Here is a 23,823-nt window from a genome sequence, read left to right on the forward strand (position 1 = left end):
AAAGGCGAGCCTGCGTGAGATAAATTTGCTAAGAAGCAGAATTTTAGGCATAGGGCGAGACGGCGCGATACCTGCGCTTTTGCGAGAAAAACAAAAAATCGATTATAAAGGATAAAAAATGAAAATCAACGGCATAATTCCTGGAAAACCAAAGTTGGTAAAATGCCCAAAATGTGGAAATTTGCAAATTTTTGTATTTAGTTGCACGAAGCCGTTTGCAGTGTGTAAAAAATGCGGAAACATAATACCGCAGCAAAAAGGGGAGTAAAATTTGAAATTTTGACTTAAAATTTTCAAAAAAACCTTGACAAAGATTTTTTTTTCAGATATAATCCAAACTTCAATTTCAAAATGCTGGTGTAGCTCAGTTGGTAGAGCTACTGCCTTGTAAGCAGTGGGTCGGCGGTTCAAGTCCGTTCACCAGCTCCATTTTTTTGTAACAGTGTTTGACCAGATTTTCATTAGGTGAGATACTCAAGTGGCCAACGAGGGCAGACTGTAAATCTGCTGACTATGTCTTCCGTGGTTCGAATCCACGTCTCACCACCATGAATCTATGCGGGAGTAGCTCAGTTGGCTAGAGCATCAGCCTTCCAAGCTGAGGGTCGCGGGTTCGAGCCCCGTTTCCCGCTCCATTTGGGTTTTACTGGGAGCTGTAAAAACTTAATGCTTTTATACGCTTTTATATCCAAATTTCGTCTTACATTGTCAGATAGTAGGTAGCGATTTCTCTTGGCCAGGGGTAATGCTCATATGGCTCAGAGGTAGAGCACTTCCTTGGTAAGGAAGAGGTCGCGGGTTCAAGTCCCGCTATGAGCTCCATTTAGAAAATTGCTTAGTTTTTTATTGTGTAACCACAAATTAATAACGGAGGATATGATGGCTAAAGAAAAATTTACTCGTAACAAGCCACACGTAAACATTGGTACTATTGGTCACGTCGATCATGGTAAAACTACTTTGACAGCTGCTATTTCTGCTGTTCTTTCTAGAAGAGGTCTTGCTGAGCTTAAAGATTACGACAATATCGATAATGCTCCTGAGGAAAAAGAGCGCGGTATCACTATCGCTACATCTCACATTGAGTATGAAACAGAGTCTCGCCACTATGCTCACGTTGATTGCCCAGGCCACGCTGACTATGTTAAAAACATGATTACTGGTGCTGCTCAAATGGACGGCGCTATCCTAGTTGTTTCAGCAGCTGATGGTCCTATGCCACAAACAAGAGAGCACATCTTGCTATCTCGCCAAGTTGGTGTTCCATACATCGTTGTTTTCCTAAACAAAACTGATATGGTTGATGATCCTGAGCTCCTAGAACTAGTTGAAATGGAAGTTAGAGAGCTTCTAAATGAATACAACTTCCCAGGTGATGATACTCCAATCGTAGCTGGTTCAGCGCTTCAAGCTCTTGAAGAGGCAAAAGCTGGTAACGACGGCGAGTGGTCAGCAAAAATCATGGATCTTATGAACGCTGTTGATAGCTATATCCCAACTCCAACTCGCGACACTGATAAAGATTTCTTGATGCCAATCGAAGATATTTTCTCAATCTCAGGTCGTGGTACAGTTGTAACTGGTAGAATCGAAAAAGGTGTTGTTAAAGTAGGCGACACAATCGAAATCGTTGGTCTTAAACCAACTCAAACAACAACAGTTACTGGCGTTGAGATGTTTAGAAAAGAGATGGATCAAGGCGAAGCTGGCGATAATGTCGGTGTATTGCTAAGAGGAACTAAAAAAGAAGAAGTTGAAAGAGGTATGGTTCTATGCAAACCAAAATCAATCACTCCTCACACAAAATTCGAAGGTGAAGTTTATATTCTAACAAAAGAGGAAGGTGGACGCCACACTCCTTTCTTTAACAATTATAGACCACAATTCTATGTTAGAACAACAGATGTTACTGGCTCAATCACTCTACCTGCTGGCACAGAGATGGTTATGCCTGGTGATAATGTTAAAATCACAGTTGAGCTTATCGCTCCTGTTGCTCTTGAACAAGGAACAAGATTCGCTATCCGTGAGGGTGGTAGAACTGTTGGTTCAGGTGTTGTTTCAAACATCATTGCATAATTTTTATACAGACGGATTTTCGAATCCGTCTGTTTTTTTAAATTTAAGGAAGTAATATGGCAAAAAATTCAAGTAGAGTAAAAATTGGTCTAAAATGTTCTGAGTGCGGAGATATCAATTACAGCACTTATAAAAACAGCAAAACAACAACAGAAAAATTGGAACTTAAAAAATACTGCCCTAGATTAAAAAAACACACACTTCACAAGGAAGTTAAGCTTAAATAAGTTTATAGGGCAATAGCTCCAACGGTAGAGCGCCGGATTCCAAATCCGATGGTTGGGGGTTCGAATCCCTCTTGCCCTGCCACGAGGATAGGGATTATGGAAAAAATTAAAGAATATTATAGACAAGCAAGAATAGAATTAGATAAGGTAATTTTTCCAACAAAAGAGCAAACAAGAACTGCTTATATTTCAGTAGTTGTTGTGGTTGTGGTCATAGCGTTATTTTTGGCTTTGGTAGATTTTCTAATGTCTACTGCAATTACTGCATAGAAAGGTTTTTTTATGGCACATAAATGGTATGCAATTCAGACTTATGCTGGCAGTGAAATGGCAGTAAAAAATGCTATCGAAGCTCTAAAAGCTGATGAGATGCTTGCAGATAAAATCGGTGAGGTTTTAGTTCCCACAGAAGATGTTATCGAGGTCAAAAACACAAAACAAACTATCAAAGAGAGAAGTTTATATCCTGGATATTGTTTTGCAAATTTAGATTTAGACACTACTTTATGGCATAGAATTCAAATTTTGCCAAAAGTTAGTCGCTTTATCGGCGAGGCTAAGAAACCTTCTCCTTTATTGGAAAAAGATATCGCAATAATTCTTGAAAAAATCAATAATCGTCAAGCACCAAAACCAAAAATTAATTTTGATGAGGGCGAGACTGTTAGAATTATCGATGGACCATTTGCGAATTTTAATGGTATTGTCGAAGAGTATGATATGCTTCACGGCAAGCTTAGATTAAATGTTTCTATCTTTGGTAGAAGCACGCCGATTGAAATTTCATATTCACAAGTCGAAAAGATAATTTAAAAATTTAATAAGGAGTATAGTAAATGGCTAAGAAAGTTGTTGGTGAGATTAAATTACAAATCGCCGCTACAAAAGCAAATCCAAGTCCGCCAGTTGGTCCAGCTTTGGGTCAAAAAGGCGTAAATATTATGGAATTTTGTAAAGCATTTAACGAGCGCACAAAAGATATGGCAGGTTATAATATCCCTGTTGTTATCACTGTTTATGCTGATAAAAGCTTTACATTTATCACAAAACAACCACCTGCGACAGATTTGATTAAAAAAGCAGCTAAAATCGACAAAGGTTCAGACAATCCTTTGAAGAAAAAAGTTGCGACTTTAACAAAAGCGCAAGTTTTGGAAATCGTTGAGAAAAAAATCGCTGATTTAAATACCAACGATCGCGAACAAGCAGCTAGAATCATTGCTGGTTCTGCACGCTCTATGGGTATTACCATAGTAGATTAATCTTTTGACCGCTAAGATTTAAATAAAAGCGGTAGCACTTTAAAATTGCGGAGAAATATATGTCAAAAAATTCGAAAAGATTTAATGAACTTTTGAAAAAAGTTGATTCTAATAAACTATACAATATATCTGAGGCTATCGATACAGTAAAAGGTCTAGCATCTGCTAAATTTGACGAAACTGTTGAAATCGCTCTTAAACTAAATGTAGATCCACGCCACGCAGACCAAATGGTTCGCGGCTCTATCGTTTTACCAGCTGGCACAGGCAAGAGCGTTCGCGTTGCTGTTATCGCAAAAGATGCAAAAGCAACTGAGGCACAAGAGGCTGGTGCTGATATCGTAGGCGCAGATGATTTAATCGAGGAAATCCAAAAAGGTATTATAAATTTCGATGTTCTTATCGCTACTCCGAATTTAATGGGATTAGTCGGTAAAGTAGGTAGAATTCTTGGACCAAAAGGCGTAATGCCAAACCCTAAAACAGGCACTGTTACAATGGATGTAGCACAAGCTGTCAAAAATGCAAAAGGTGGTCAAGTAAATTTCCGCGTTGATAAACAAGGAAATATCCACGCTGGTCTTGGAAAAGTAAGTTTTAGCAAAGAACAACTTTTGGATAATGTTACAACATTTATCAAAGCCATTAACAAACACAAACCAGCTACTGCAAAAGGTAGATATGTGACTCATGCAGCACTTTCGCTAACTATGAGCCCAGCTGTTACTCTTGATAGCCAAGAAGTTATTGATTTAAAATAAAAATTTAAAATTTTTATCTTAGATTGGAGATAGTTCAAGGTCGCTTTGACTTAATTGATTTAAATTTAACTAGCTTAAATTTAAATCTCTTGGCTTGAAATCACCGATCGGAAAGGAGAAACCTAATGACGAGAGATGAAAAATCACAAATCGTAGCAGAACTAAGCGAAGCTTTCAAAAATAGCGAAGCTATTGTTATATCTGATTTCAAAGGTCTAGATGTTAAAAAACTAGAAGAACTTAGAAATAGCGCTCGTGAGCTTGATGTAAAAGTCAGAGTTATCAAAAATACATTAGCAGCTATCGCTTTGAAAAACGCCGAAAAAGATGGTATGAGTTTCAAAGATACAAATATTTTCTTATGGGGCGATCAACTTTCAGTATGTAAAGTTGCTGCTAAATTTGAAGAAAAAAACGAAGCATTTGCACTTAAAACTGCTTATGTCGATGGTGAAGTTACTAGCATCGAAAAAGTTCGCGCGCTTTCAAAAATGCCAAGCAGAGACGAGCTTATCGCAATGTTACTTCAAGTCTGGAACGCACCGATTCAAAATTTTACAATCGGCTTAAATGCGCTTAAAGAAAAAAAAGAACAAACAGCATAAAATAAAAATTTAGGAGAAAAACAATGGCAATTACAAAAGAAGATGTATTAGAATTCATTTCTAATCTTTCAGTTTTAGAGCTTAGCGAATTAGTTAAAGAATTCGAAGAGAAATTCGGCGTTAGTGCAGCTCCTGTTATGGTAGCTGGCGCAGCAGGTGCAGCAGCAGGTGCAGCAGCAGCTGAGGAAAAAACTGAATTCGATATCGTATTAGTTGATGCAGGCGACAAAAAAATCAATGTTATTAAAGTCGTTCGTGCTCTTACAGGTCTTGGTCTTAAAGAGGCAAAAGACGCTACTGAGTCTACACCATCTGTTCTTAAAGAGGGCGTTAGCAAAGAAGATGCTGAAAAAGCTAAAAAAGAGCTTGAAGAAGCAGGCGCTAAGGTCGAACTTAAATAATCTCGCAAAATTTATTAGTTTTGCAAATCATAATGTGTGTCGGTGTGCAAGCGCCGACACTTCTTTCTTAAAATACAACTACGAGGTAGTAGAATGTTAAATAGCTTATATTCAGGTAATCGTCTTAGAGTTGATTTTTCTAAGGTCCCAAAAGATATAGAGATACCAAATTTATTACAATTACAAAAAAAAAGTTTTGATCACTTTTTAAATCTTGATAACTCAAATGCAGATAGTGGTATAGAAAAAGTCTTCCGTGCTATCTTTCCTATTCATGATGCTCAAAATAGACTAAGCATCGAGTATGTAAGTAGCGAGCTTTCCAAGCCAAAATACTCGATTAGAGAGTGTATGGAGCGTGGTCTTACATATTCTGTAAATTTAAAGATGAAAATTCGCCTAATCGTGCATGAGCGAGATGATAAAACAGGCGAAAAAATCGGCGTTAAAGATATAAAAGAACAAGATATTTATATTCGCGATATTCCGCTTATCACCGATAGAATTTCATTTATCATCAACGGTGTCGAGCGTGTCGTGGTAAATCAACTACACAGAAGCCCTGGCGTTATTTTCAAAGAAGAAGAGAGCCCGACTGTATTAAACAAACTAATCTACACAGCCCAAATCATACCAGATCGTGGCAACTGGCTATATTTCGAATACGATGCGAAAGATGTATTGTATGTGCGCATTAATAAACGACGCAAGGTTCCTATTACTATACTTTTCCGCGCACTTGGATATAAAAAACAAGACATTATAAAACTATTTTATCCGATTAAAACAATCTATGTCAAAAAAGGCAAATTCTTAACAGATTTCGATCCAAAAGAGTATGCTGGCAGACTTGATTATGATATCATCAACGAAAAGGGCGAGGTTTTGCACCAAGCAAGCAAGCGTTTAACTCTAAAAAAAGCTGAAAAATTGGCAGAAGAGGGGTTGAAGCTTATAGAATACCCAGCTGAAATTTTAGCAGAGCGCCACTTAGCAGACGCGATTTTTGATAAAGATAGTGGCGAGGTTATATATGATTCGCTTGCTGCGTTAGATGAAGCCAAGCTAGTCGCTATTGCAAATTCGCAGAAAAAATTTACTATCGCAAACGATTTAGCTAGCGGTGTCGATGCCTCTATCATCAACTCATTTGCCCAAGATAGCGAAGCTCTTAAAATTTTACAACAAAGCGAAGGCGTTGATGATGAAAACGATTTAGCAGCTATTAGAATTTATAAAGTTATGCGCCCTGGCGAGCCAGTGGTTAAAGAGACTGCAAGATCGTTTGTAAATGATCTGTTTTTTAACCCTGAAAGATACGACCTTACAAAAGTCGGCCGTATGAAAATGAACCACAAACTTGGCAATGAAACACCAGAGTATGTAACGGTGCTAACTAACGAAGACATTATAAAAACAGCAAAATATTTGATAAAAGTTAAAAATGGCGAAGGCTTTATCGATGATAGAGATAATCTAGGCAATCGTAGAATTCGCTCTATCGGCGAGCTTTTGGCTAGTGAAATGCACCTTGGATTTATCAAGGTTCAAAAAGCTATAAAAGATAAATTTGCAAGCATTAGCGGAAATATCGATGAGCTTATGCCTTATGATTTTGTCAATCCAAAAATCATCACAACTACACTTATGGAATTCTTCACAGGCGGTCAGTTGAGCCAATTTATGGATCAGACAAACCCACTTAGCGAGGTTACTCACAAGCGTCGTTTATCTGCTCTTGGCGAGGGCGGTTTGGTTAAAGAGCGCGCTGGATTTGAGGTGCGCGATGTCCATCCGACTCACTATGGTAGAATTTGTCCAATCGAAACCCCAGAGGGTCAAAACATCGGTCTTATCAATACCCTTGCAACTTACGCTAAGGTAAATGATTTAGGCTTTGTCGAAGCTCCTTATAAAAAGGTTGTCGATGGTAAGGTAACAGACGAAATCGTTTATCTAACTGCTACACAAGAAGAGGGTCATGTAATCGCTCCTGCTTCTGCTAAATTAGACGAAAACGGCGCGATTATCGAGGAAATGCTAGAAGCTAGAAAAGACGGCGAAAACCTTATGGCTAGACGCGAGGATATCACTCTAATCGACCTTTGCTCTGGTATGATTGCTGGTGTGGCTGCTTCACTTATTCCATTTTTGGAGCACGATGACGCCAACCGCGCGCTAATGGGTTCAAACATGCAACGCCAAGCAGTTCCACTTCTATACGCAACTGCTCCGATTGTAGGCACAGGTATGGAAGCGACTATCGCAAGGGATTCTTGGGAAGCGATTAAGGCCAAAAGAGCCGGCGTGGTCGAAAAAGTAGATAACAAAAATATCTTTATCTTAGGCGAAGATGAAAAAGGTCCGTTTATCGATCACTACTCAATGGAGAAAAATTTACGCACTAACCAAAACACTACATTTTCTCAGCACCCAATTGTGCGCAAAGGCGATAGTGTCAAAGAGGGACAAATCATCGCAGACGGCCCTAGCATGGACGGCGGCGAGCTAGCTATCGGTAAAAATGCTCTAATCGCGTTTATGCCATGGCATGGTTATAACTACGAGGACGCCGTCGTAATGAGCGAGAAGATGATTCGCGCTGATGAATACACAAGCGTGCATATTTATGAGAAAGAGATTGAAGCCAGAGAGCTAAAAGACGGCGTAGAAGAGATCACCAGAGATATCCCAAATATCAAGGAAGAAGAGCTTTCTCACCTTGATGAGAGTGGAATTATCAAAATCGGAACCCATGTCAAACCTGGTATGATTTTGGTAGGAAAAGTAACTCCAAAAGGCGAGGTTAAACCAACCCCAGAGGAAAGACTTTTAAGAGCGATTTTTGGCGAAAAAGCAGGACATGTGGTAAATAAATCACTCTATGCGACAGCTTCTATGGAAGGCGTGGTAATCGATGTCAAAATTTTCACCAAAAAAGGCTATGAAAAAGATCCTAGAACAAACAAAGCTTATGAGGACGAAAAGACAGAGTTAGAGCGCGAGCATCACGATAGACTTTTGATGTTAGATCGCGAAGAAATGCTAAAAGTCGTAGCCTTGCTATCAAAAAGCAAGCTAGAAAGCGCACAAAGCCTAAATAAAAAAGAGTATAAAAAAGGCGATATCGTTAGCAAAGAAGAGCTTGAAAGCTCAAACCGCTTTACGCTAAATTCGTTTATCAAAGGCTACTCTAAGAAAATTCAAAAAGAGTATGAGGATCTGAAAAACCACTTCCAAAACGAAAAACGAAAGCTAAAAGAAGAGCACGATGAAAAAATCGAAATTTTGGAAAAAGATGATATCTTGCCAAGTGGCGTAGTAAAACTAGTCAAAGTCTATGTCGCAACTAAACGCAAACTAAAAGTCGGCGACAAAATGGCTGGACGCCACGGAAACAAAGGTATCGTATCAAATATCGTCCCAGAGGTCGATATGCCATACCTTCCAAATGGTCAAAGAGTAGATATCGTCCTAAATCCACTAGGCGTTCCAAGCCGTATGAATATCGGTCAAATCATGGAGAGCCACTTAGGTTTAGTAGGCTGGCGTTTGGGCGAGCAAATCGCTGAAATTTTAGAGCAAAAAACTGGCGAGTGGCTAAAAGAACTTCGTGCTAAAATGATTGATATCGCAAATGTTTCTAAGCTTATGGACGCTAAGAAAACGCTAGAAAAAATCAGCGATGAAGAGCTTTTGAAATACGCCAGAGATTGGAGCAAGGGCGTTAGATTTGCAGCTCCGATTTTTGAGGGAATCGTGCCTGAGGATTTTGCGAAACTATTTGAAATGGCGAAAATCGACGCTGATGGCAAAACCGAGCTTTATGATGGACGCACAGGCGAAAAGATTAAAGAGCGCGTAAATGTGGGTTGTATGTATTATCTCAAACTCCACCACCTTGTCGATGAAAAAGTCCATGCTAGAAGCACAGGCCCTTATAGCCTTGTTACACAGCAACCAGTCGGCGGTAAAGCGCTATTTGGTGGTCAAAGATTTGGAGAAATGGAAGTTTGGGCGCTTGAAGCTTATGGTGCGGCATATACCTTGCGCGAAATGCTAACTGTCAAATCAGATGATGTCGATGGTCGTTTGGCGGCGTATAAAGCACTTACCAGAGGCGAAAATGTTCCAACAACAGGAATTCCTGAGACATTTTTTGTTTTAACAAACGAGCTTAAATCACTTGCTTTGGATGTTGAAATTTACGGAAACGGGGAAAAGAAATGAGCGAAAACAATAGCTTAGAAAAAATTGAAATTAAAGAAGACGGTAGAGTTCAAGATTTTGATGTATTTGCCATAAGACTTGCTAGCCCTGAGCAAATCAAAAATTGGAGCCACGGCGAGGTTAAAAAGCCAGAAACTATCAACTATCGCACGCTAAAACCTGAACGAGACGGCTTGTTTTGCGCTAAAATTTTTGGTCCAGTAAGGGATTATGAGTGCATTTGCGGAAAATACAAAAAAATGCGCTACAAAGGCTGGAAATGCGAAAAATGTGGCGTAGAAATCACTAGTTCAAAGGTTCGCCGCACACGCATGGGACATATCGAGCTAGTTACCCCAGTAGCGCACATTTGGTATGTAAATTCGCTCCCTAGCCGTATCGGCACGCTTTTGAATATCAAAATGAAAGATTTAGAGCGCGTGCTTTACTACGAGGCATATATCGTAGAGAGCGCTGGTAGTGCGTATTATGATAACGAAAACACTAAAAAAGTCGAAAAATACGATGTCTTAAACGAAGAGCAATACCAAAGCTTGCGCGAGAGATTTGAGCAAACTGGTTTTGTGGCTAAAATGGGTGGTGAAGTTATCAGAGATATGCTAGCAGATCTTGATTTGGTCGAAATTCTTTCAAATTTGAAAGAGGAAATGGCTAGCACAAATTCAGAATTAAAGAAAAAAAATATAATCAAACGCCTAAAAGTCGTAGAGAGCTTTTTAAATTCTGGCAACAAACCAGAGTGGATGATGATTACAAATTTACCGGTTCTACCAGCGGATTTAAGACCGCTAGTTAGCCTTGACGGCGGTAAATTTGCGGTTTCAGATGTCAATGATTTATACCGCAGAGTTATCAATCGTAACACTCGCCTTAAAAAACTTTTGGAGCTTGACGCGCCAGAGATTATTATTCGCAACGAAAAACGCATGCTCCAAGAAGCTGTCGATGCGCTATTTGATAACGGCAGAAAGGCAAACGCTGTAAAAGGCGCAAACAAACGCCCGCTAAAATCTCTAAGTGAGATTATCAAAGGAAAACAAGGCCGTTTTAGACAAAATTTGCTTGGAAAACGCGTCGATTTCTCAGGTCGTTCAGTTATCGTCGTAGGTCCAAATTTGCGTATGGATCAATGCGGTCTGCCAAAAACAATGGCATTAGAGCTATTTAAACCACATTTGATAGCTAGACTTCAAGAAAAAGGCTATGCAACAACCGTAAAACAAGCCAAAAAAATGATTGAGGGCAAGGTAAATGAGGTTTGGGAGTGCCTAGAAGAGGTCGTTAAAGGCCACCCTGTCATGCTAAACCGTGCGCCGACACTTCATAAAATGTCAATCCAAGCCTTCCACCCAGTCCTAATCGAGGGTAAGGCTATTCGTTTGCACCCGCTTGTTTGTGCGGCTTTCAACGCTGACTTCGACGGCGATCAAATGGCTGTGCATGTCCCACTAAGCCAAGAGGCAATCGCAGAGTGCAAAATTTTAATGCTAAGTTCTATGAATATCTTGCTTCCAGCTAGCGGTAAGCCTGTGGCTGTGCCTTCGCAAGATATGGTTTTGGGAATTTATTATCTTAGCCTTGAAAAAGCTGGTGCAAAAGGCACAAACAAAATTTTTGCCAATGTCGATGAGGTTATGGTCGCTGTGGAGGCGAATTCTCTCGATATCCACGCTAAAATCAAAACTATGGTCGATGGTCGCATTATCTTTACGACAGCTGGTAGATTGGTCATCAAATCGATCTTGCCTGATTTTATCCCAGATACATTGTGGAATAAAAAATTAAAGAAAAAAGATATCGCAGAACTAGTCGATTATGTCTATAAAAATGGCGGTTTGGAAGTAAGTGCTGAATTTCTAGATAACCTTAAAAATTTAGGTTTCGAGTCGGCGACAAAAGCTGGAATTTCAATCGCTGTTTCAGATATCATCGTGCCAAATTCTAAGTCAAATTTGATCGAGGACGCGAAAAATCAAGTCCGCGAAGTCCAAAACCAATACTCTGGCGGTTTGCTAACTGAGGGCGAGAGATACAATAAAACTATTCAAATTTGGACAAGCACGACTAAAAAACTAGCCGATGAGATGATGGATTTGATGAAAAACGACAAAGACGGCTTTAACTCAATCTATATGATGGCTGATAGTGGCGCTCGTGGTAGTTCAGAGCAAATTCGCCAATTAGCTGGTATGCGTGGTTTGATGTCTAAACCAGATGGCTCGATTATCGAGACCCCGATTACATCAAATTTCCGCGAGGGACTAGATGCGAACGAATACTTCATCTCAACCCACGGTGCGAGAAAGGGTCTAGCCGATACTGCGCTTAAAACGGCAAATGCTGGTTACCTTACTCGTAAGCTAATCGATGTCGCTCAAAATGTCCGCGTTACAATCCATGATTGTGGCACACACGAGGGTATCGAAGTAACTGAAATCGTCGAAAACGGAACTTTGGTCGAGAATTTAGCCGATAGAATTTTGGGTCGCGTGCTAAGTGCAGATGTGATTGATCCAGTTTCAAATGAAATTTTATTTACCGAGGGCACACTTCTTGGCGAAAAAGAGGTTCGCACTATCGTAGATGCTGGAATTAAATCAGTCAGCATTAGAACTCCGATTACTTGCAAGGCTCACAAGGGTGTTTGCGCTAAATGCTATGGCGTGAATTTGGGCGAGGGCAAACTGGTAAAACCAGGCGAGGCTGTCGGTATCATCTCAGCTCAATCAATCGGCGAGCCAGGAACGCAACTAACGCTAAGAACTTTCCACGCAGGTGGAACGGCTGCTACTGATCAACAAGCAGATAAGGTTATCGCTAGCGATGAGGGTTATATCAGATATTACAATGTCAAAACTTATGAAAATAATGGCAAAAATATCGTAATGAACCGCCGTAATGCGGCTGTGCTTTTGGTCGAACCAAAAATCAAAGCTCCATTTAGCGGTAAGGTAAGCATAGAAGTAACTCACGATGATGTCAATATCTCTGTAAAAAGCAAAAAAGATGAGGTTAAATACAATATCCGCCGCCACGATTTGGCTAAACCAAACGAGCTAGCTGGTGTTAGTGGTAAGGTCGAGGGCAAATACTATATCGTTTGCAAAGACGGTGATAATATCGAAGAAAACGAGAGTTTGGTTGAAATCATCAAAACAGATTGGAATATCCCAGCTCGCGTGCCGTTTGCTAGTGAAATTTGCGTCCAAGACGGCGAGCCTGTAACTCAAAAAATCAAATCAGGCGCAGTTGGCGAGATCAAATATTTCATCTTAAAAGGTGATTATTTAGAGCGTCTAAAAGATATCAAAAAGGGAAATATCGTAACCGAAAAAGGTATGTATGCTGTAATCTCTGATGAAAACGGCAGAGAGGCTATCAGACACTATATCCCACGCGAATCTGTGCTTGTATTTAACGATAATAGCAAGGTTAAATTCGATGATATCATCGCAAAACCTAAAAAAGAAGAAAACACCGTAATCGCTCAATGGGATCCATATACTACCCCTGTGGTAGCTGAGTGCGCTGGTGTGGTTAGCTACGAGGATATCGAGCCAGGTTACACAGCTACTGAGCAATACGATGAAGCGACAGGACATAGTAGTTTGGTGATTAACGAGTATTTACCACAAGGCGTAAAACCAGCTATCGTAATCACACCTAGCAAGGGCGAGCCGATGAAATACAATATCGGACCAAAAACTCAAATTCTTGCAACTAGTGGAGATGAGGTAGCGATCGCTGATATCCTAGCTAGGACGCCAAAAGCCGCTGCGAAATCGAAAGATATCACAGGTGGTTTGCCACGCGTTTCTGAGCTTTTTGAAGCGCGCAAATCAAAAAATACCGCTATCATCGCTGATATCGACGGAACTGTAAGATTTGGCAAACCTATGAGCTCAAAAGAGCGCGTAATCATCGAGGGCGAGGACGGCACTGTGGCTGAGTATCTAATAGATAAATCTCGCCAAATTCAGGTCCGAAACGGCGAGTTTGTCCATGCTGGCGAAAGGCTAACTGACGGCTCTATTAGCTCACACGATGTGCTTAGAATTTTAGGCGAAAAGGCGCTTCATTACTACCTAGTTAGCGAAGTTCAACAAGTCTATCGCTCACAAGGCGTTGCGATTAACGATAAACATATCGAAATCATCGTATCTCAAATGCTTCGCCAAGTCCGCATTATAGATAGTGGCGATACTAAGCTAATCATCGGCGATTTAATCAGCCGTCGCAGGTTTAAAGAAGAAAATGAGCGCATTATGAAAATGGGTGGCGAGCCAGCGATCGCTGAGCCAGTGCTTCTTGGTATCACAAGAGCGGCTGTGGGAAGCGATAGCGTGATTTCGGCTGCTTCCTTCCAAGAGACTACCAAGGTTCTAACCGAGGCAAGTATCGCGGCGAAATTTGATAGATTAGAGGACTTGAAGGAAAATATCATTTTAGGTCACATAATCCCAGTCGGAACCGGTCTATATAAAGACAAAGAGGTCAAGCTTAAAAAATAATTTTGGGGGCGAAATTTCGCCCCTTTTTTAAATTTTAAAATTTTAGAATTCTTGAATTTTGCCAAATTTTAAAATTTTAAAATTTCGCCACAAAAGGGATTATCTATGCCTAAATCATTTCCAAATTTCGGATTATTAATGCTTCGTTTGACGCTTGGAGTCTGCCTTTTTATGCATGGCGTGGCAAAGATAATGAACGGCGTGGGCGGTATAAAGGGCATGCTGGGCGCAAAAGGGTTGCCTGAGTTTATCGCGTATGGCGTGTATTTGGGCGAAATCGTCGCACCTGTGATGATAATCATCGGATTTTTTACCCGTGTGGGCGCGCTCGTCGTGCTTGGGCTATGCGGTGTGATATTTTATCTAGCGCACCCTGATTTTTTGGCATTATCAAAACACGGCGGATTTGAGGCGGAGATTTTATACCTTTATATCGGAATTTCACTTTGCTTGCTGGCCTGCGGCGGCGGTAAATTTAGCGTGGTGAGAGATTAGCGAATTAAAATTTTACCCCCACATATCCGCTTTGCTCGATGATTTCTTGCCCTTGTTCGCTTAAAATCCACTCTAAAATTTTAGCGATATTTTCGTTTTTGTTATTTTTATCATACACGGCATAAATTTCGCCTATTATCGGATACGAGCGGTTTTTGATATTTTCTTTGTTTGGATACACGCCGTTTAGACTTAACATTTTGATTTTGCCATTTCCTACGAGAGTTTCGACATAGTAGCGAAACGAAAAGCCAATGGCTGAGCCAAAAAATCCAAGCGTGTTTCGCTTCATTTTTTCATCTTTCATAAACGCTACCATCGCACTTTGCGAACCGCTACCTTCGTTTCGTTGCACGGCATCGATATATAAATTTGCCCCGCCTACTTGCGACCATTTTGTGATTTTTCCGCTATAAATTTCCTTGATTTGAGCGGTGCTTAAATTTGATACGGGATTATCTTTATGGACGATAAAAACAAAGGCTTCAAGCCCGATTGGCACGAATTCTAAATCCACGCCATTTTCTTTGGCGTATTGTAGTTGCGAATTTGAGGGCTTTGCGACAAAAATCAAATCTGCTTTCTTATCAACCACAGCCTTATAAGCTCCACGAGTGTTTGTGTATTTTAGTCTGCTTTGCTCGGTAAAATTTGCTCCGTCAAATTTGACGCTTTCTTTTGGATAAATCGCACTCACAAAAGCTGAAAATACGGGAAACAAAGCCGCCGCTCCGTCGATGACGGGCAAGTCGCCTTGTAAATTTAAGTCCGCTTTTGTTTTGTAAATTTGCGAATTTTCATCAAATGGCAAAAATTTGCTAATTTCGATTGATTTTGCCTGCATTTCGGGGTTTGTAGAGTTTTTATATCTTTTAGTAATGCAGTGATAAAATGCCAAATCAAACGCCAAAAACGCTAAAATGAGCGAAATGATTGTTAAAATTTGAGATTTTTTCACGGCTTATTTCCCGTTTGCGATATACGAAATAATCGAGCATTTGCTTTGCAAATCAAAAGTATAAGCAACTAATCCAGCCACGCTAAATGCCCAAATAACGCAAATCGCAAGGATAATTTTATAAAATTTTTCATCACTCATAATTTTTCCTTACATTGTAGCACCGGGCAATGACATTAAAATCATAAGCGCCACAAAAGAAGAAATAAAGACAATCGCTACAATTACAAGAGATAAAATTATATAAATCAATGTGTTGGTAAGTTTTGAGCCACCTCTTGTATTAAGATAGGTTCTAATTTTTTTATCGACAATTCCAACTCCGACAAGCAATAAAATCGGAATTCCCCATAAAAGTATTGTAAAAAATAAATCGCCCATTTTAAAACTTTCCTAAATTTACATATGAAAAATTGGCTCTTGGAATATTAAATTTGTGATATATAAATCAATTGTAATAACTGCACAAATGCAGGTTATAATGGCAAATTTTAAGACTACTTTTTTTAAATTTTGATAATCCAAATTTTCTTTATCGCTTCTTTTTAGCTCAATAAAACCATATAATGAAATGATTAACAAAACTATTGTTATACTAATTGGGATAAATAAAGAATACGAAAGTATCCAAAAAAATTCAAAAAGCCAAAGTAATGTATCCATTGCTACAAAACACCTTTTGTGCTTGGCGTTCCTGTGCGTGAATTTTTGGCGACGGCTCGTCTGAAAGCCACGGCAAACGCCTTAAATGTGGCTTCTGCTATGTGATGAGTGTTATCTCCACGCAAATTTATGAGATGTAGCGTGATACCAGCGTTAAACGCGAGAGCTCTAAAAAATTCAGCGATTAACTCAGCGTCAAATTCGCCGATTTTGCCGGTTTTTAGACCTTCATAAACCAAAAATGCTCTGTTTGAGAGATCCAAAGCACAGCTAGTGGCTGCTTCGTCCATGACGACCACGCTATCGCCGTATCTCTCGACATTTTGAATCGGATAAATAGCTTCTTTTATAGCTTCACCCAGAACGATTCCGCAGTCTTCGACGCTGTGGTGAAAATCCACTTCCAAATCGCCTTTGCAAACAAGTTTTATATCCATTAGCGAGTGTTTGCAAAGTGCTGTGAGCATGTGGTCGAAAAAGCCAATTCCTGTGTTAATCTCAGCCTTGCCTGAGCCGTAAATTTCAAGCTCTAAGCTTATGTCGGTTTCTTTTGTTTTTCTAGTTTTGCTTATCATTTCATCTCCTTTAAAAGGCTAAATTCAGACCAATGCGATTTTTAGCACATCTTCTATGTGATCGACTGGCGTGATTTGCATGGCGTTTTTGACTTCATCTGGAATCTCGTCCAAATCGCGCTCGAAATTTTTGCGCGGGATTAGGGCGTGGGTGATTTTGGCCTTGTGCGCAGCGATTAATTTTTCCTTTAATCCCCCGATTGCAAGCACAGCCCCACTTAGCGTAATCTCGCCTGTCATCGCCACATCGAAGCGCACCTTTTTCTCGCTTAAAATCGATGCAATCGCCGTTGCTAGCGTGATTCCAGCACTTGGGCCGTCTTTTGGCGTAGCGCCCTCTGGGACATGGATATGCAGGTCAAATTTGTTATAAATTTGCTCATCTTTCGCCAAATTTGCGCTTTTTTCAAATTTTAATTTTCCATTGTCTATTAGGACTTTTATCACGCTAAATGCGATTTGAGCGGATTCCTTCATCACATCGCCAAGCTGACCGGTAATCGTCATCGCACCCTTGCCCTTGATTTTAATCGCTTCGATTTTTAGGACATCGCCACCTACGCTCGTCCAAGCTAGACCATTTACAATGCCGATTTGGTTCGTTTTTTTCACGGCGTCGATTTCAAAAACCTTTTTATCCAAAAATTCTTCTAAATTTTTGGTTGTTATGGCAAGTTTTTTAAATTCGCTATCTTTTAGAATTCTAACGGCGATTTTACGGCAAATCGCTGCGATTTGTCGGCGCAGGTTACGCACGCCTGACTCTCTGGTGTATTCGGCAATGATTTTTTCAAGCGCAGTAGAGTGAAAGCTGATATCGGCTGGTTTGAGCCCGTGTCGCTCTAATTCCTGCGGGATTAGATAGTTTTTTGCGATTTGAAATTTCTCTTGTGGGGTGTATGAGCTAAGCCCGATAAACTCCATTCTGTCGCGAAGTGGGGCGGGTATTTGAGAAATATCGTTCGCTGTGGCGATAAAAATAATCTTGCTTAAATCGATATCGAAATTTAGGTAATAATCCCTAAATGCTGAATTTTGCTCTGGATCTAAAATTTCGAGCAAAACAGCGGTCGGATCGCCTTTATACGAGGTGGATACCTTGTCGATTTCATCTAGCACGACGACTGGATTCATTTGTTTTGCGCTGATTAAACCCTGCACCAAACGCCCTGGCATGGCACCTACATAGGTGCGGCGATGACCTCTTAGCTCATTGACATCTTCTAATCCGCCAAGCGCAATACGGATTAATTTGCGTTTTAGCGCAGTTGCGATTGAGTTTGCAAGGCTAGTTTTACCCACGCCAGGAGGTCCGTAAAAGCACAAAATCGCGCCATTATTCACGCGTTTGCCCTCTTTATCCACGCTTCCGCGAAGCTCTAAAAGCTCTTTTAGTGCAAAATACTCTTCGATACGCTCTTTTGGCTTTTCTAGGGAATAATGGTCTTTGTTTAGCTGTTTGCTTACGCTTTGGATTGAAAGTTTTTCCTTTGCCATTTGCTCAAATGGGATTTCCAAAACCCAGTCTAGATAGCTTTGCGAAAGCCCTGCGTCTGCGCTGTCTGGGTGAAGGCGCGCAAATTTGTCGATTTGCTTTTTTATCTCTTTGTAGGCTTCATCGCTGATAAATGGCTTTTTTAGGTCTAGTTTTTTTCTGTATTCTTCGATTTCGACCTCTCTGTCGCTATCTGAGCCAAGCTCTTTTTGGATCTGTTTTAACTGCTCTTTTAAAAAATACTCTTTGTTTGTTTGGTCGATTTTGCTATGAACTTTGCTTTTAATCTCTTTTTCGAGGCGATAAGATTCGATTTCATCGGCAATGTAGGCGATGAGATCGAAAATTCTTTTTTCTAAATTTAACTGCGAAAAAAATGAATACGCTATCTCTTTTTTAACCCTGAGCGCGCTTAGTGTTAAATCGCAAATTCGCGATGCGTCTGTGTTTTCCTCGATAGTTTTAAGCAGATCGTTTGGGAAAAAATGCGTTAGGCTACTTAGGGCTTTGACTCTCTCTTTTAAAACATTGATTGATGCGTCGATTTTCGCTTCGTCGCCTCGCTCATCATGGACGATACCGATAGTGGCAAATAGCGGGTTTTGCGAAATTTCGTGCAGAATTTTGCCCTTTGCAGAGCCTTGGAATAAAATTTTAACCCTGCCATCAGGAAGTGGCACTGTGCGCATGATAGTGCCGATTACGCCGATATGATAAATCCCGCCGAAGCTTCTGTCGCCGTTAAATTCGGGCGTTGAGCTTACTACCATTATCATAGATTCGTTTTTTATGGCAAGATCGATGGCTCTTTTGTTTTTTTCATCGCTTATGAAAAGCGGAGTTATCATAAACGGGTATAAAAACAGCTCGTCCTCGACCAAAATCGGCAAATCTGTGGGAAATTTTTTATTTTGTGATAACTGCATTAGAAATTTCCTACTCAAATATCGCGCGATACCATGGGGATTGCGGTTTGATAATCTCGGTGCTGTTCATTGGCGAATTTTCGATTCTGCTTTCATAAATTTTAGCTGATTCGTCCTTGCCAGTGCGCTCGTAAAGGTCTTTTATGTCTTTATTGAGCTGGTGTTCAGCTAAGCGAAGCTTAGTCATCATAGTCTCTAATAGCGGTCTATACTGGCTTTGAGGGTATTCGATGATAAATTTGCGAATTTCATCTATGCTATTTAGCATTAATCGCTGATTGCGACCTGGGCGTGAAAATGAGTCGAAATTTGCTCTGATTTTTAGGTATCTTGCATATTCGATTTTTCTCGCGGTGCCGTATCTGCGTATGTATTCGTCTAGATATTTGTTTGCTTTTTCGTAATTTTCGTCATCGACGAAGGCTTGTGCCATAATCAGCGTCATTTCTTCCAAAAGCGGTGAAGCGATGTGTTCGCTAGCAAAGCTCGTGTAGTGCGTCTCGGCATCATCGTATGAAAGCGAGTTTAAATCGTCTAGGATTTGCGCATACCATGCTTCTTGGCTGAGGTTAAAAAGTGTGCCATCGCCCTTCGAGCTACAACCGCCGATAAATGCGACAAATAAGGCACAAAGTAGAAATTTGATTAAATTTTGCATATTTTTTTCCTTGTGAAATTTTAACCCGCAATTCTATAATATTTAGGTAAATATACACCAAAATTTCACTCAAATTTTAAAAATTTCATTTTGTATGCGTAAAAATAGCAAATTTAAGGTTTTGCGTTGTATAATTATGCGTCTAGCAGTGGATATTGAGTATCCATGAGTAAAATTTAAGGAAGGCGAGATGAAAAAGGGTTTCACTCTGATCGAGTTGGTCTTTACCATCGTAATCTTGGCTATTACTACAATGGCCATACCGCGTATAGTCGCTCAGACGGTAAATTTGAATATGTTTGCCGTGCAACAGGAGCTTGTTTATAATGCTAAATCTATGATGAGCCGTATTCAGCCGGCGAAGTGGGATAGCAATTATTGCATAGATGACGAAAACTGCATTGCCCCAGTAATCCAAAGCGTTACCATAGCAGCTGGTAATACACAAGAAATACGACTTGGCACAAATCGAGATATAAGCGCAAGGACGCCAACGCCTTATGGTAGTTTTGGCATAGGAGAAAACAATGTCTCATTTGGTGGAACCGGATTATATAAGGATATGGATGATTTTGATTTGTTTAGCAGAACTATGACTACTAGTGATTTGGTTACGGGTGATTTTGTTCTTCAAACAACTACAAATGTAGCTGTTCATTATGTAGCAGATCCGATAGCTGCTGGATCTAATTATGCTAATAGCCAAGATTTAGTGGCAAATTTTAGTGATGTTTTTGCAGATGGAGTTCCTACGGATGTTAAATTGATAAGAGTAACATCAACAAATTTGGCGGAAGATGGCGCTAGCGTGGCTTTGAACTATTATGCTTTTAATATAGGTTCTAGCAGACCAGACAAAAGATCTGTATATAGACCATTAGGAATATGATATGAAAAAGGGTTTTACTTTAATAGAATTAGTAATGGTCATAGTGATTTTAGGCATAATCTCTATGTTTGGTGCTGATTTGTATTCGCAGATTTATAGGTCTTATGTCCATACTCGTGCATTAAATCAGCTAGAATCAAGAACACAAAATGCGATTACTTTGATATCAAATAGATTAGAATATCGAATTTATGGTAGCACGATTGGTAGAATAGCGGCTGATAATAATTTTATTAATCTAGCGGGTATTACGCCAGCTTATGACATTATAGAATGGATTGGACAAAGCGTAGAGACTAAGGATATAAATAATTTAAATCCTGGTTGGAGTGGCTTTGCTGATTATAATTCTTTACCTGATCCGTTGCCTCGACCTGGTACCGATTATAATATCACAACGCAAGGAAGTGCTTTAACAAATATATCAGACATTTTGAAAAACATAGACAGAAATCATGCTGATGGTGCTTTTGTCGTGGTGTTTTCAACACTTGCTAATGACTACGATGGAACAAATATCAATACAGCGTATGGGTATAGTGGCACTGGCAATAATGCAGATAGGGTCTATGTGGCTAGCGTAAGAGAACCTAGAAATGATGAGGAATTGGTTATTAGCAATTATCCAGAGCATTTAGATGATACTGGTGGTCAGGTAAGGGAATTTTCAGATCAATACTATGTAGCACACTCTGCGTATGCAATTTATCCTGTTGGGACACAGGTCGTTAATTATGGTGGCCAACCTAGTAGAAATTTTGACTTGATGTTATCATATAATTACAGACCTTGGGATGGCGAAACATACAATGGCGAAAATACCCCTAGTTCTTTAATTGCAGAAGATGTTTCTATGTTTTTGTTTAGAGATGATGGTGGTGCTGTCGCTATGAAACTATGTATGCGAGATAATGGTAGAAATTTTGACCCTAATCAATTAGATATGATTATGTGTAAATCTCAGGTGGTGTACTAATGAAAAAGATGAGAAGAGCTTTTGGCTTGATAGCCGCAATATTTTTTATCGTTTTAGTTGCCACTACGGCTATTACTGCACTTTCTATCGCTACGATGACAGCCCGCGATACAAACAACGCTCACAACCGCGAACAAGCTGTGCTTTTAGCGCAAAGCGCGACAGAGTATGCTGTTTTGGCTATGCAAAAGCACGACTATGGAACAAACTGCTTAAATAGTATAGCAATCACATATCCAAATGCAGCCGATCCATTATTTATAGCAAATGTTAGAATATATTATTTGGATTCAAAATTAGGTTGTGGCGCAGGTAATACCATAGGTGTAATTCCGCTACCTGGCCGTCCAAGTAATGCGGCACTAGTAGATGTTACTGTTACATCAACCGCTGCTCTTGATTCGCCGCGAATCAGATACCATAGAAGAACAATACAAAAACCTTAATTTCAATGGAGGAAAGAATGAATTTAAGTATAGTAGGAAAACAGTTTGAACTAACAGACGCTATTAAGGATTATATCACACAAGCGTTTGATAGTCTAAAAAAATACAACCTTGACATTATATCAGGTCGCGCTGTCGTATCAGCAGATGAAAAACAAGGTCGCAAGGGCTTCGTCGTGGATTTTTCGCTAAATTTAGCTCACCAAGACACAATCGTAGTGCGCGAAAAAGACAAAGACTTATACGCAGCGGTAGATAACGCAACAAATCGCCTTGCAAAAGTGCTTCGTCGCTACCACGACAAGGTAAATTCGCACAAAAACCGCGATGATATGAAACAAAGCGCAGTAGATGAAATCATCAAGGCTAGTGAGCCGAATTTAGACGATAATGTCGATGAAATCGTCCCAACAGAGCTAGATCTTTACAAACCGCTAGAAATTGACGAGGCGCTAAATAAATTAAAAGAAAGCACCGATCAATTCCTAGTTTTCAACGATATGGACGCTAAAATGCGCGTTTTATACAAACGCAAAGACGGCAAATTTGGATTATTCTAGGATTTGATTTTCTAAATTTTGCCAAATTTCACGGACAGGTTTGCCTGTCCGTTTTTTTATGCCAAATTTTTGCAAAATTTGCCATCGCAAACCATTAAATAAACGCGGAAAACCACAAATTTAAAAATCAAAATTTATAAATTCCATAAATTTAAAGAATTCCAAATTTTGCCAAATTTAACCTTTCCAAATTTCATTTTTACCCAAATTTTTAAAATTTTAGCTAAAATTGCGAAATGAAAAATTTAAAGATATTTTTGGACGAATTTAAAATTTTTATCAAATCCTGGCGCAAGATTTACGACCCGCACCTCATGCATTACGCCTCATCGCTAAGTTTTCACACTATTTTGGCATTGCTTCCTGTGCTTATGGTTTCACTTAGCGTATTTATGCAGCTGCCTAGTTTCCATGATTATTACGCCAAAATCAAGGCATTTATCTTCTCAAACCTGCTTCCAGCCAACCAAGAAAGCCTGATTCCGTATTTGGAAGAGTTTATGGCAAATGGCCTAAGCCTTGGCGCGCTGGGATTTTTGGCGGTGCTTGTAACTTCGATTTTGTTTTTTGATGATTTTGAGGAGATTATCGCGCAGATTTCGCACTCGCCAAAGCGCGGATTTTTCAAAGGCCTTAGCACATACTGGACGCTGATGACGCTGGCTCCCGTGGGGCTTGGCGCGTCGTTTTTCATCAGCTCAGAACTTCAAAATTTACTCGATAAAACCGAATTTTCTAGGTGGATAAATTTGCTCTCGGTTTTGCCATTTGTTATCATTTGGGCTATTTTTGCTATCACTTACGCTACGGCGATAAACCGCGAAATTCGCCCCAAAGCCGTGCTTATATCCTCTCTCGCAGCCTCCACATTATGGTGGATTTCTAAGATTATTTTCGCGCAGTATGTGTTTTATAACAAAACCTATCTTAGCATTTACGGCTCGTTTTCGGTAGCGTTATTTTTCTTTTTGTGGATTTACATAAGCTGGATTTTTTATCTAAATGGCGTGAAATTTTGCGTTTATTTGGATAATTGCTTTAAAAATTTAAAGCGCAATTAAATTCCATTAAAAAACACATTTTAATCTTTTTTGAGTTATAATCCT

At 39.8% G+C, this 23,823-nt stretch carries 24 protein-coding genes and 5 tRNA genes; 22 read left to right on the plus strand and 7 right to left on the minus strand.

Features of this window, described 5'->3' with window-relative positions; translation table 11 throughout:
• Positions 1-118 precede the first annotated feature (118 nt).
• The 17 genes from OFN91_RS05820 (at position 119) to OFN91_RS05900 (ending at position 14,571) form a co-directional block, all read left to right on the plus strand.
• Entirely contained in the window at positions 119-268 is a 150-nt protein-coding gene (locus OFN91_RS05820; protein ID WP_270873589.1) for a hypothetical protein, read from the plus strand.
• Positions 269-353: 85 nt separating this feature from the next.
• Positions 354-429: transfer RNA gene (locus OFN91_RS05825), tRNA-Thr, on the plus strand.
• Between the two features lie 35 nt (positions 430-464).
• Positions 465-549: transfer RNA gene (locus tag OFN91_RS05830), tRNA-Tyr, on the plus strand.
• Between the two features lie 9 nt (positions 550-558).
• A tRNA-Gly gene (locus OFN91_RS05835) sits at positions 559-635 on the plus strand.
• Between the two features lie 112 nt (positions 636-747).
• A tRNA-Thr gene (locus tag OFN91_RS05840) sits at positions 748-822 on the plus strand.
• A gap of 57 nt (positions 823-879) precedes the next feature.
• On the plus strand, positions 880-2,079 hold the full coding sequence (gene tuf, locus OFN91_RS05845) for an elongation factor Tu (RefSeq protein ID WP_270859319.1): 1,200 nt from the start codon (positions 880-882) through the stop codon (positions 2,077-2,079).
• Between the two features lie 56 nt (positions 2,080-2,135).
• On the plus strand, positions 2,136-2,306 hold the full coding sequence (gene rpmG, locus OFN91_RS05850; RefSeq protein WP_270859320.1) for a 50S ribosomal protein L33: 171 nt from the start codon (positions 2,136-2,138) through the stop codon (positions 2,304-2,306).
• A gap of 6 nt (positions 2,307-2,312) precedes the next feature.
• Positions 2,313-2,388: transfer RNA gene (locus OFN91_RS05855), tRNA-Trp, on the plus strand.
• 14 nt (positions 2,389-2,402) lie between these two features.
• A complete protein-coding gene (secE, locus tag OFN91_RS05860; RefSeq protein ID WP_270859321.1) occupies positions 2,403-2,576 on the plus strand; it encodes a preprotein translocase subunit SecE in 174 nt (57 codons plus the stop codon).
• Between the two features lie 12 nt (positions 2,577-2,588).
• On the plus strand, positions 2,589-3,119 hold the full coding sequence (nusG, locus tag OFN91_RS05865; protein WP_270859322.1) for a transcription termination/antitermination protein NusG: 531 nt from the start codon (positions 2,589-2,591) through the stop codon (positions 3,117-3,119).
• A 23-nt stretch (positions 3,120-3,142) separates the two neighbouring features.
• The gene (rplK, locus tag OFN91_RS05870; RefSeq protein ID WP_270859323.1) at positions 3,143-3,568 is read left to right on the plus strand and encodes a 50S ribosomal protein L11; all 426 of its coding nucleotides are present in this window, start codon (positions 3,143-3,145) and stop codon (positions 3,566-3,568) included.
• Positions 3,569-3,627: 59 nt separating this feature from the next.
• Entirely contained in the window at positions 3,628-4,329 is a 702-nt protein-coding gene (gene rplA, locus OFN91_RS05875) for a 50S ribosomal protein L1 (RefSeq protein WP_270859324.1), read from the plus strand.
• A 125-nt stretch (positions 4,330-4,454) separates the two neighbouring features.
• Positions 4,455-4,934, plus strand: a complete 480-nt coding sequence (gene rplJ / locus OFN91_RS05880) for a 50S ribosomal protein L10 (protein WP_270859325.1) — start codon at positions 4,455-4,457, stop codon at positions 4,932-4,934.
• Positions 4,935-4,957: 23 nt separating this feature from the next.
• Positions 4,958-5,335 (plus strand): 50S ribosomal protein L7/L12, encoded by a 378-nt coding sequence (gene rplL, locus OFN91_RS05885; protein WP_270862320.1) that lies wholly within the window; start codon positions 4,958-4,960, stop codon positions 5,333-5,335.
• A 93-nt stretch (positions 5,336-5,428) separates the two neighbouring features.
• The gene (rpoB, locus tag OFN91_RS05890; RefSeq protein ID WP_270873590.1) at positions 5,429-9,565 is read left to right on the plus strand and encodes a DNA-directed RNA polymerase subunit beta; all 4,137 of its coding nucleotides are present in this window, start codon (positions 5,429-5,431) and stop codon (positions 9,563-9,565) included.
• Complete coding sequence (gene rpoC / locus OFN91_RS05895; RefSeq protein ID WP_270862322.1) at positions 9,562-14,076, plus strand: DNA-directed RNA polymerase subunit beta'; 4,515 nt, start codon at positions 9,562-9,564, stop codon at positions 14,074-14,076. Before rpoB ends, rpoC begins: the two co-directional genes overlap by 4 nt.
• Positions 14,077-14,181: 105 nt before the next feature.
• On the plus strand, positions 14,182-14,571 hold the full coding sequence (locus tag OFN91_RS05900; protein ID WP_270873591.1) for a DoxX family protein: 390 nt from the start codon (positions 14,182-14,184) through the stop codon (positions 14,569-14,571).
• 4 nt (positions 14,572-14,575) lie between these two features.
• Here OFN91_RS05900 and OFN91_RS05905 read toward each other — a convergent pair whose 3' ends face one another.
• From OFN91_RS05905 to OFN91_RS05935, 7 genes are read right to left on the minus strand one after another with little or no spacing between them, the layout of a single operon-like run.
• Positions 14,576-15,529, minus strand: a complete 954-nt coding sequence (locus tag OFN91_RS05905) for a PstS family phosphate ABC transporter substrate-binding protein (RefSeq protein WP_270873592.1) — start codon at positions 15,527-15,529, stop codon at positions 14,576-14,578.
• Positions 15,530-15,532: 3 nt separating this feature from the next.
• Complete coding sequence (locus tag OFN91_RS05910) at positions 15,533-15,670, minus strand: hypothetical protein (RefSeq protein ID WP_270873593.1); 138 nt, start codon at positions 15,668-15,670, stop codon at positions 15,533-15,535.
• A 9-nt stretch (positions 15,671-15,679) separates the two neighbouring features.
• Positions 15,680-15,910 carry a hypothetical protein gene (locus OFN91_RS05915; protein WP_270873594.1) on the minus strand — a complete coding sequence of 77 codons (231 nt, stop codon included), beginning with the start codon at positions 15,908-15,910 and terminating at the stop codon, positions 15,680-15,682.
• An 18-nt stretch (positions 15,911-15,928) separates the two neighbouring features.
• Positions 15,929-16,192 (minus strand): hypothetical protein, encoded by a 264-nt coding sequence (locus tag OFN91_RS05920; RefSeq protein ID WP_270859333.1) that lies wholly within the window; start codon positions 16,190-16,192, stop codon positions 15,929-15,931.
• 2 nt (positions 16,193-16,194) lie between these two features.
• Positions 16,195-16,767, minus strand: coding sequence for an imidazoleglycerol-phosphate dehydratase HisB (gene hisB / locus OFN91_RS05925; protein WP_270873595.1), 573 nt, complete (start codon positions 16,765-16,767; stop codon positions 16,195-16,197).
• Between the two features lie 24 nt (positions 16,768-16,791).
• Entirely contained in the window at positions 16,792-19,188 is a 2,397-nt protein-coding gene (lon, locus tag OFN91_RS05930; RefSeq protein ID WP_270873596.1) for an endopeptidase La, read from the minus strand.
• 10 nt (positions 19,189-19,198) lie between these two features.
• Positions 19,199-19,846 (minus strand): outer membrane protein assembly factor BamD, encoded by a 648-nt coding sequence (locus OFN91_RS05935; protein ID WP_270859336.1) that lies wholly within the window; start codon positions 19,844-19,846, stop codon positions 19,199-19,201.
• A 190-nt stretch (positions 19,847-20,036) separates the two neighbouring features.
• Here OFN91_RS05935 and OFN91_RS05940 point away from each other — a divergent pair, with 190 nt between their 5' ends.
• From OFN91_RS05940 to OFN91_RS05960, 5 genes are all read left to right on the plus strand, one after another.
• Positions 20,037-20,735, plus strand: a complete 699-nt coding sequence (locus OFN91_RS05940; RefSeq protein ID WP_270873597.1) for a type II secretion system protein — start codon at positions 20,037-20,039, stop codon at positions 20,733-20,735.
• A gap of 1 nt (position 20,736) precedes the next feature.
• Positions 20,737-21,711 carry a type II secretion system protein gene (locus tag OFN91_RS05945; RefSeq protein WP_270873598.1) on the plus strand — a complete coding sequence of 325 codons (975 nt, stop codon included), beginning with the start codon at positions 20,737-20,739 and terminating at the stop codon, positions 21,709-21,711.
• A gap of 8 nt (positions 21,712-21,719) precedes the next feature.
• Positions 21,720-22,157 carry a type II secretion system protein gene (locus OFN91_RS05950; RefSeq protein ID WP_270873599.1) on the plus strand — a complete coding sequence of 146 codons (438 nt, stop codon included), beginning with the start codon at positions 21,720-21,722 and terminating at the stop codon, positions 22,155-22,157.
• Positions 22,158-22,174: 17 nt separating this feature from the next.
• Complete coding sequence (gene hpf / locus OFN91_RS05955) at positions 22,175-22,717, plus strand: ribosome hibernation-promoting factor, HPF/YfiA family (RefSeq protein ID WP_270873600.1); 543 nt, start codon at positions 22,175-22,177, stop codon at positions 22,715-22,717.
• A 236-nt stretch (positions 22,718-22,953) separates the two neighbouring features.
• On the plus strand, positions 22,954-23,778 hold the full coding sequence (locus tag OFN91_RS05960; RefSeq protein ID WP_270873601.1) for a YihY family inner membrane protein: 825 nt from the start codon (positions 22,954-22,956) through the stop codon (positions 23,776-23,778).
• The last annotated feature ends 45 nt before the right edge of the window (positions 23,779-23,823 follow it).

The sequence above is a fragment of the Campylobacter sp. JMF_08 NE1 genome, from assembly GCF_027737875.1.
Lineage (GTDB): Bacteria > Campylobacterota > Campylobacteria > Campylobacterales > Campylobacteraceae > Campylobacter_B.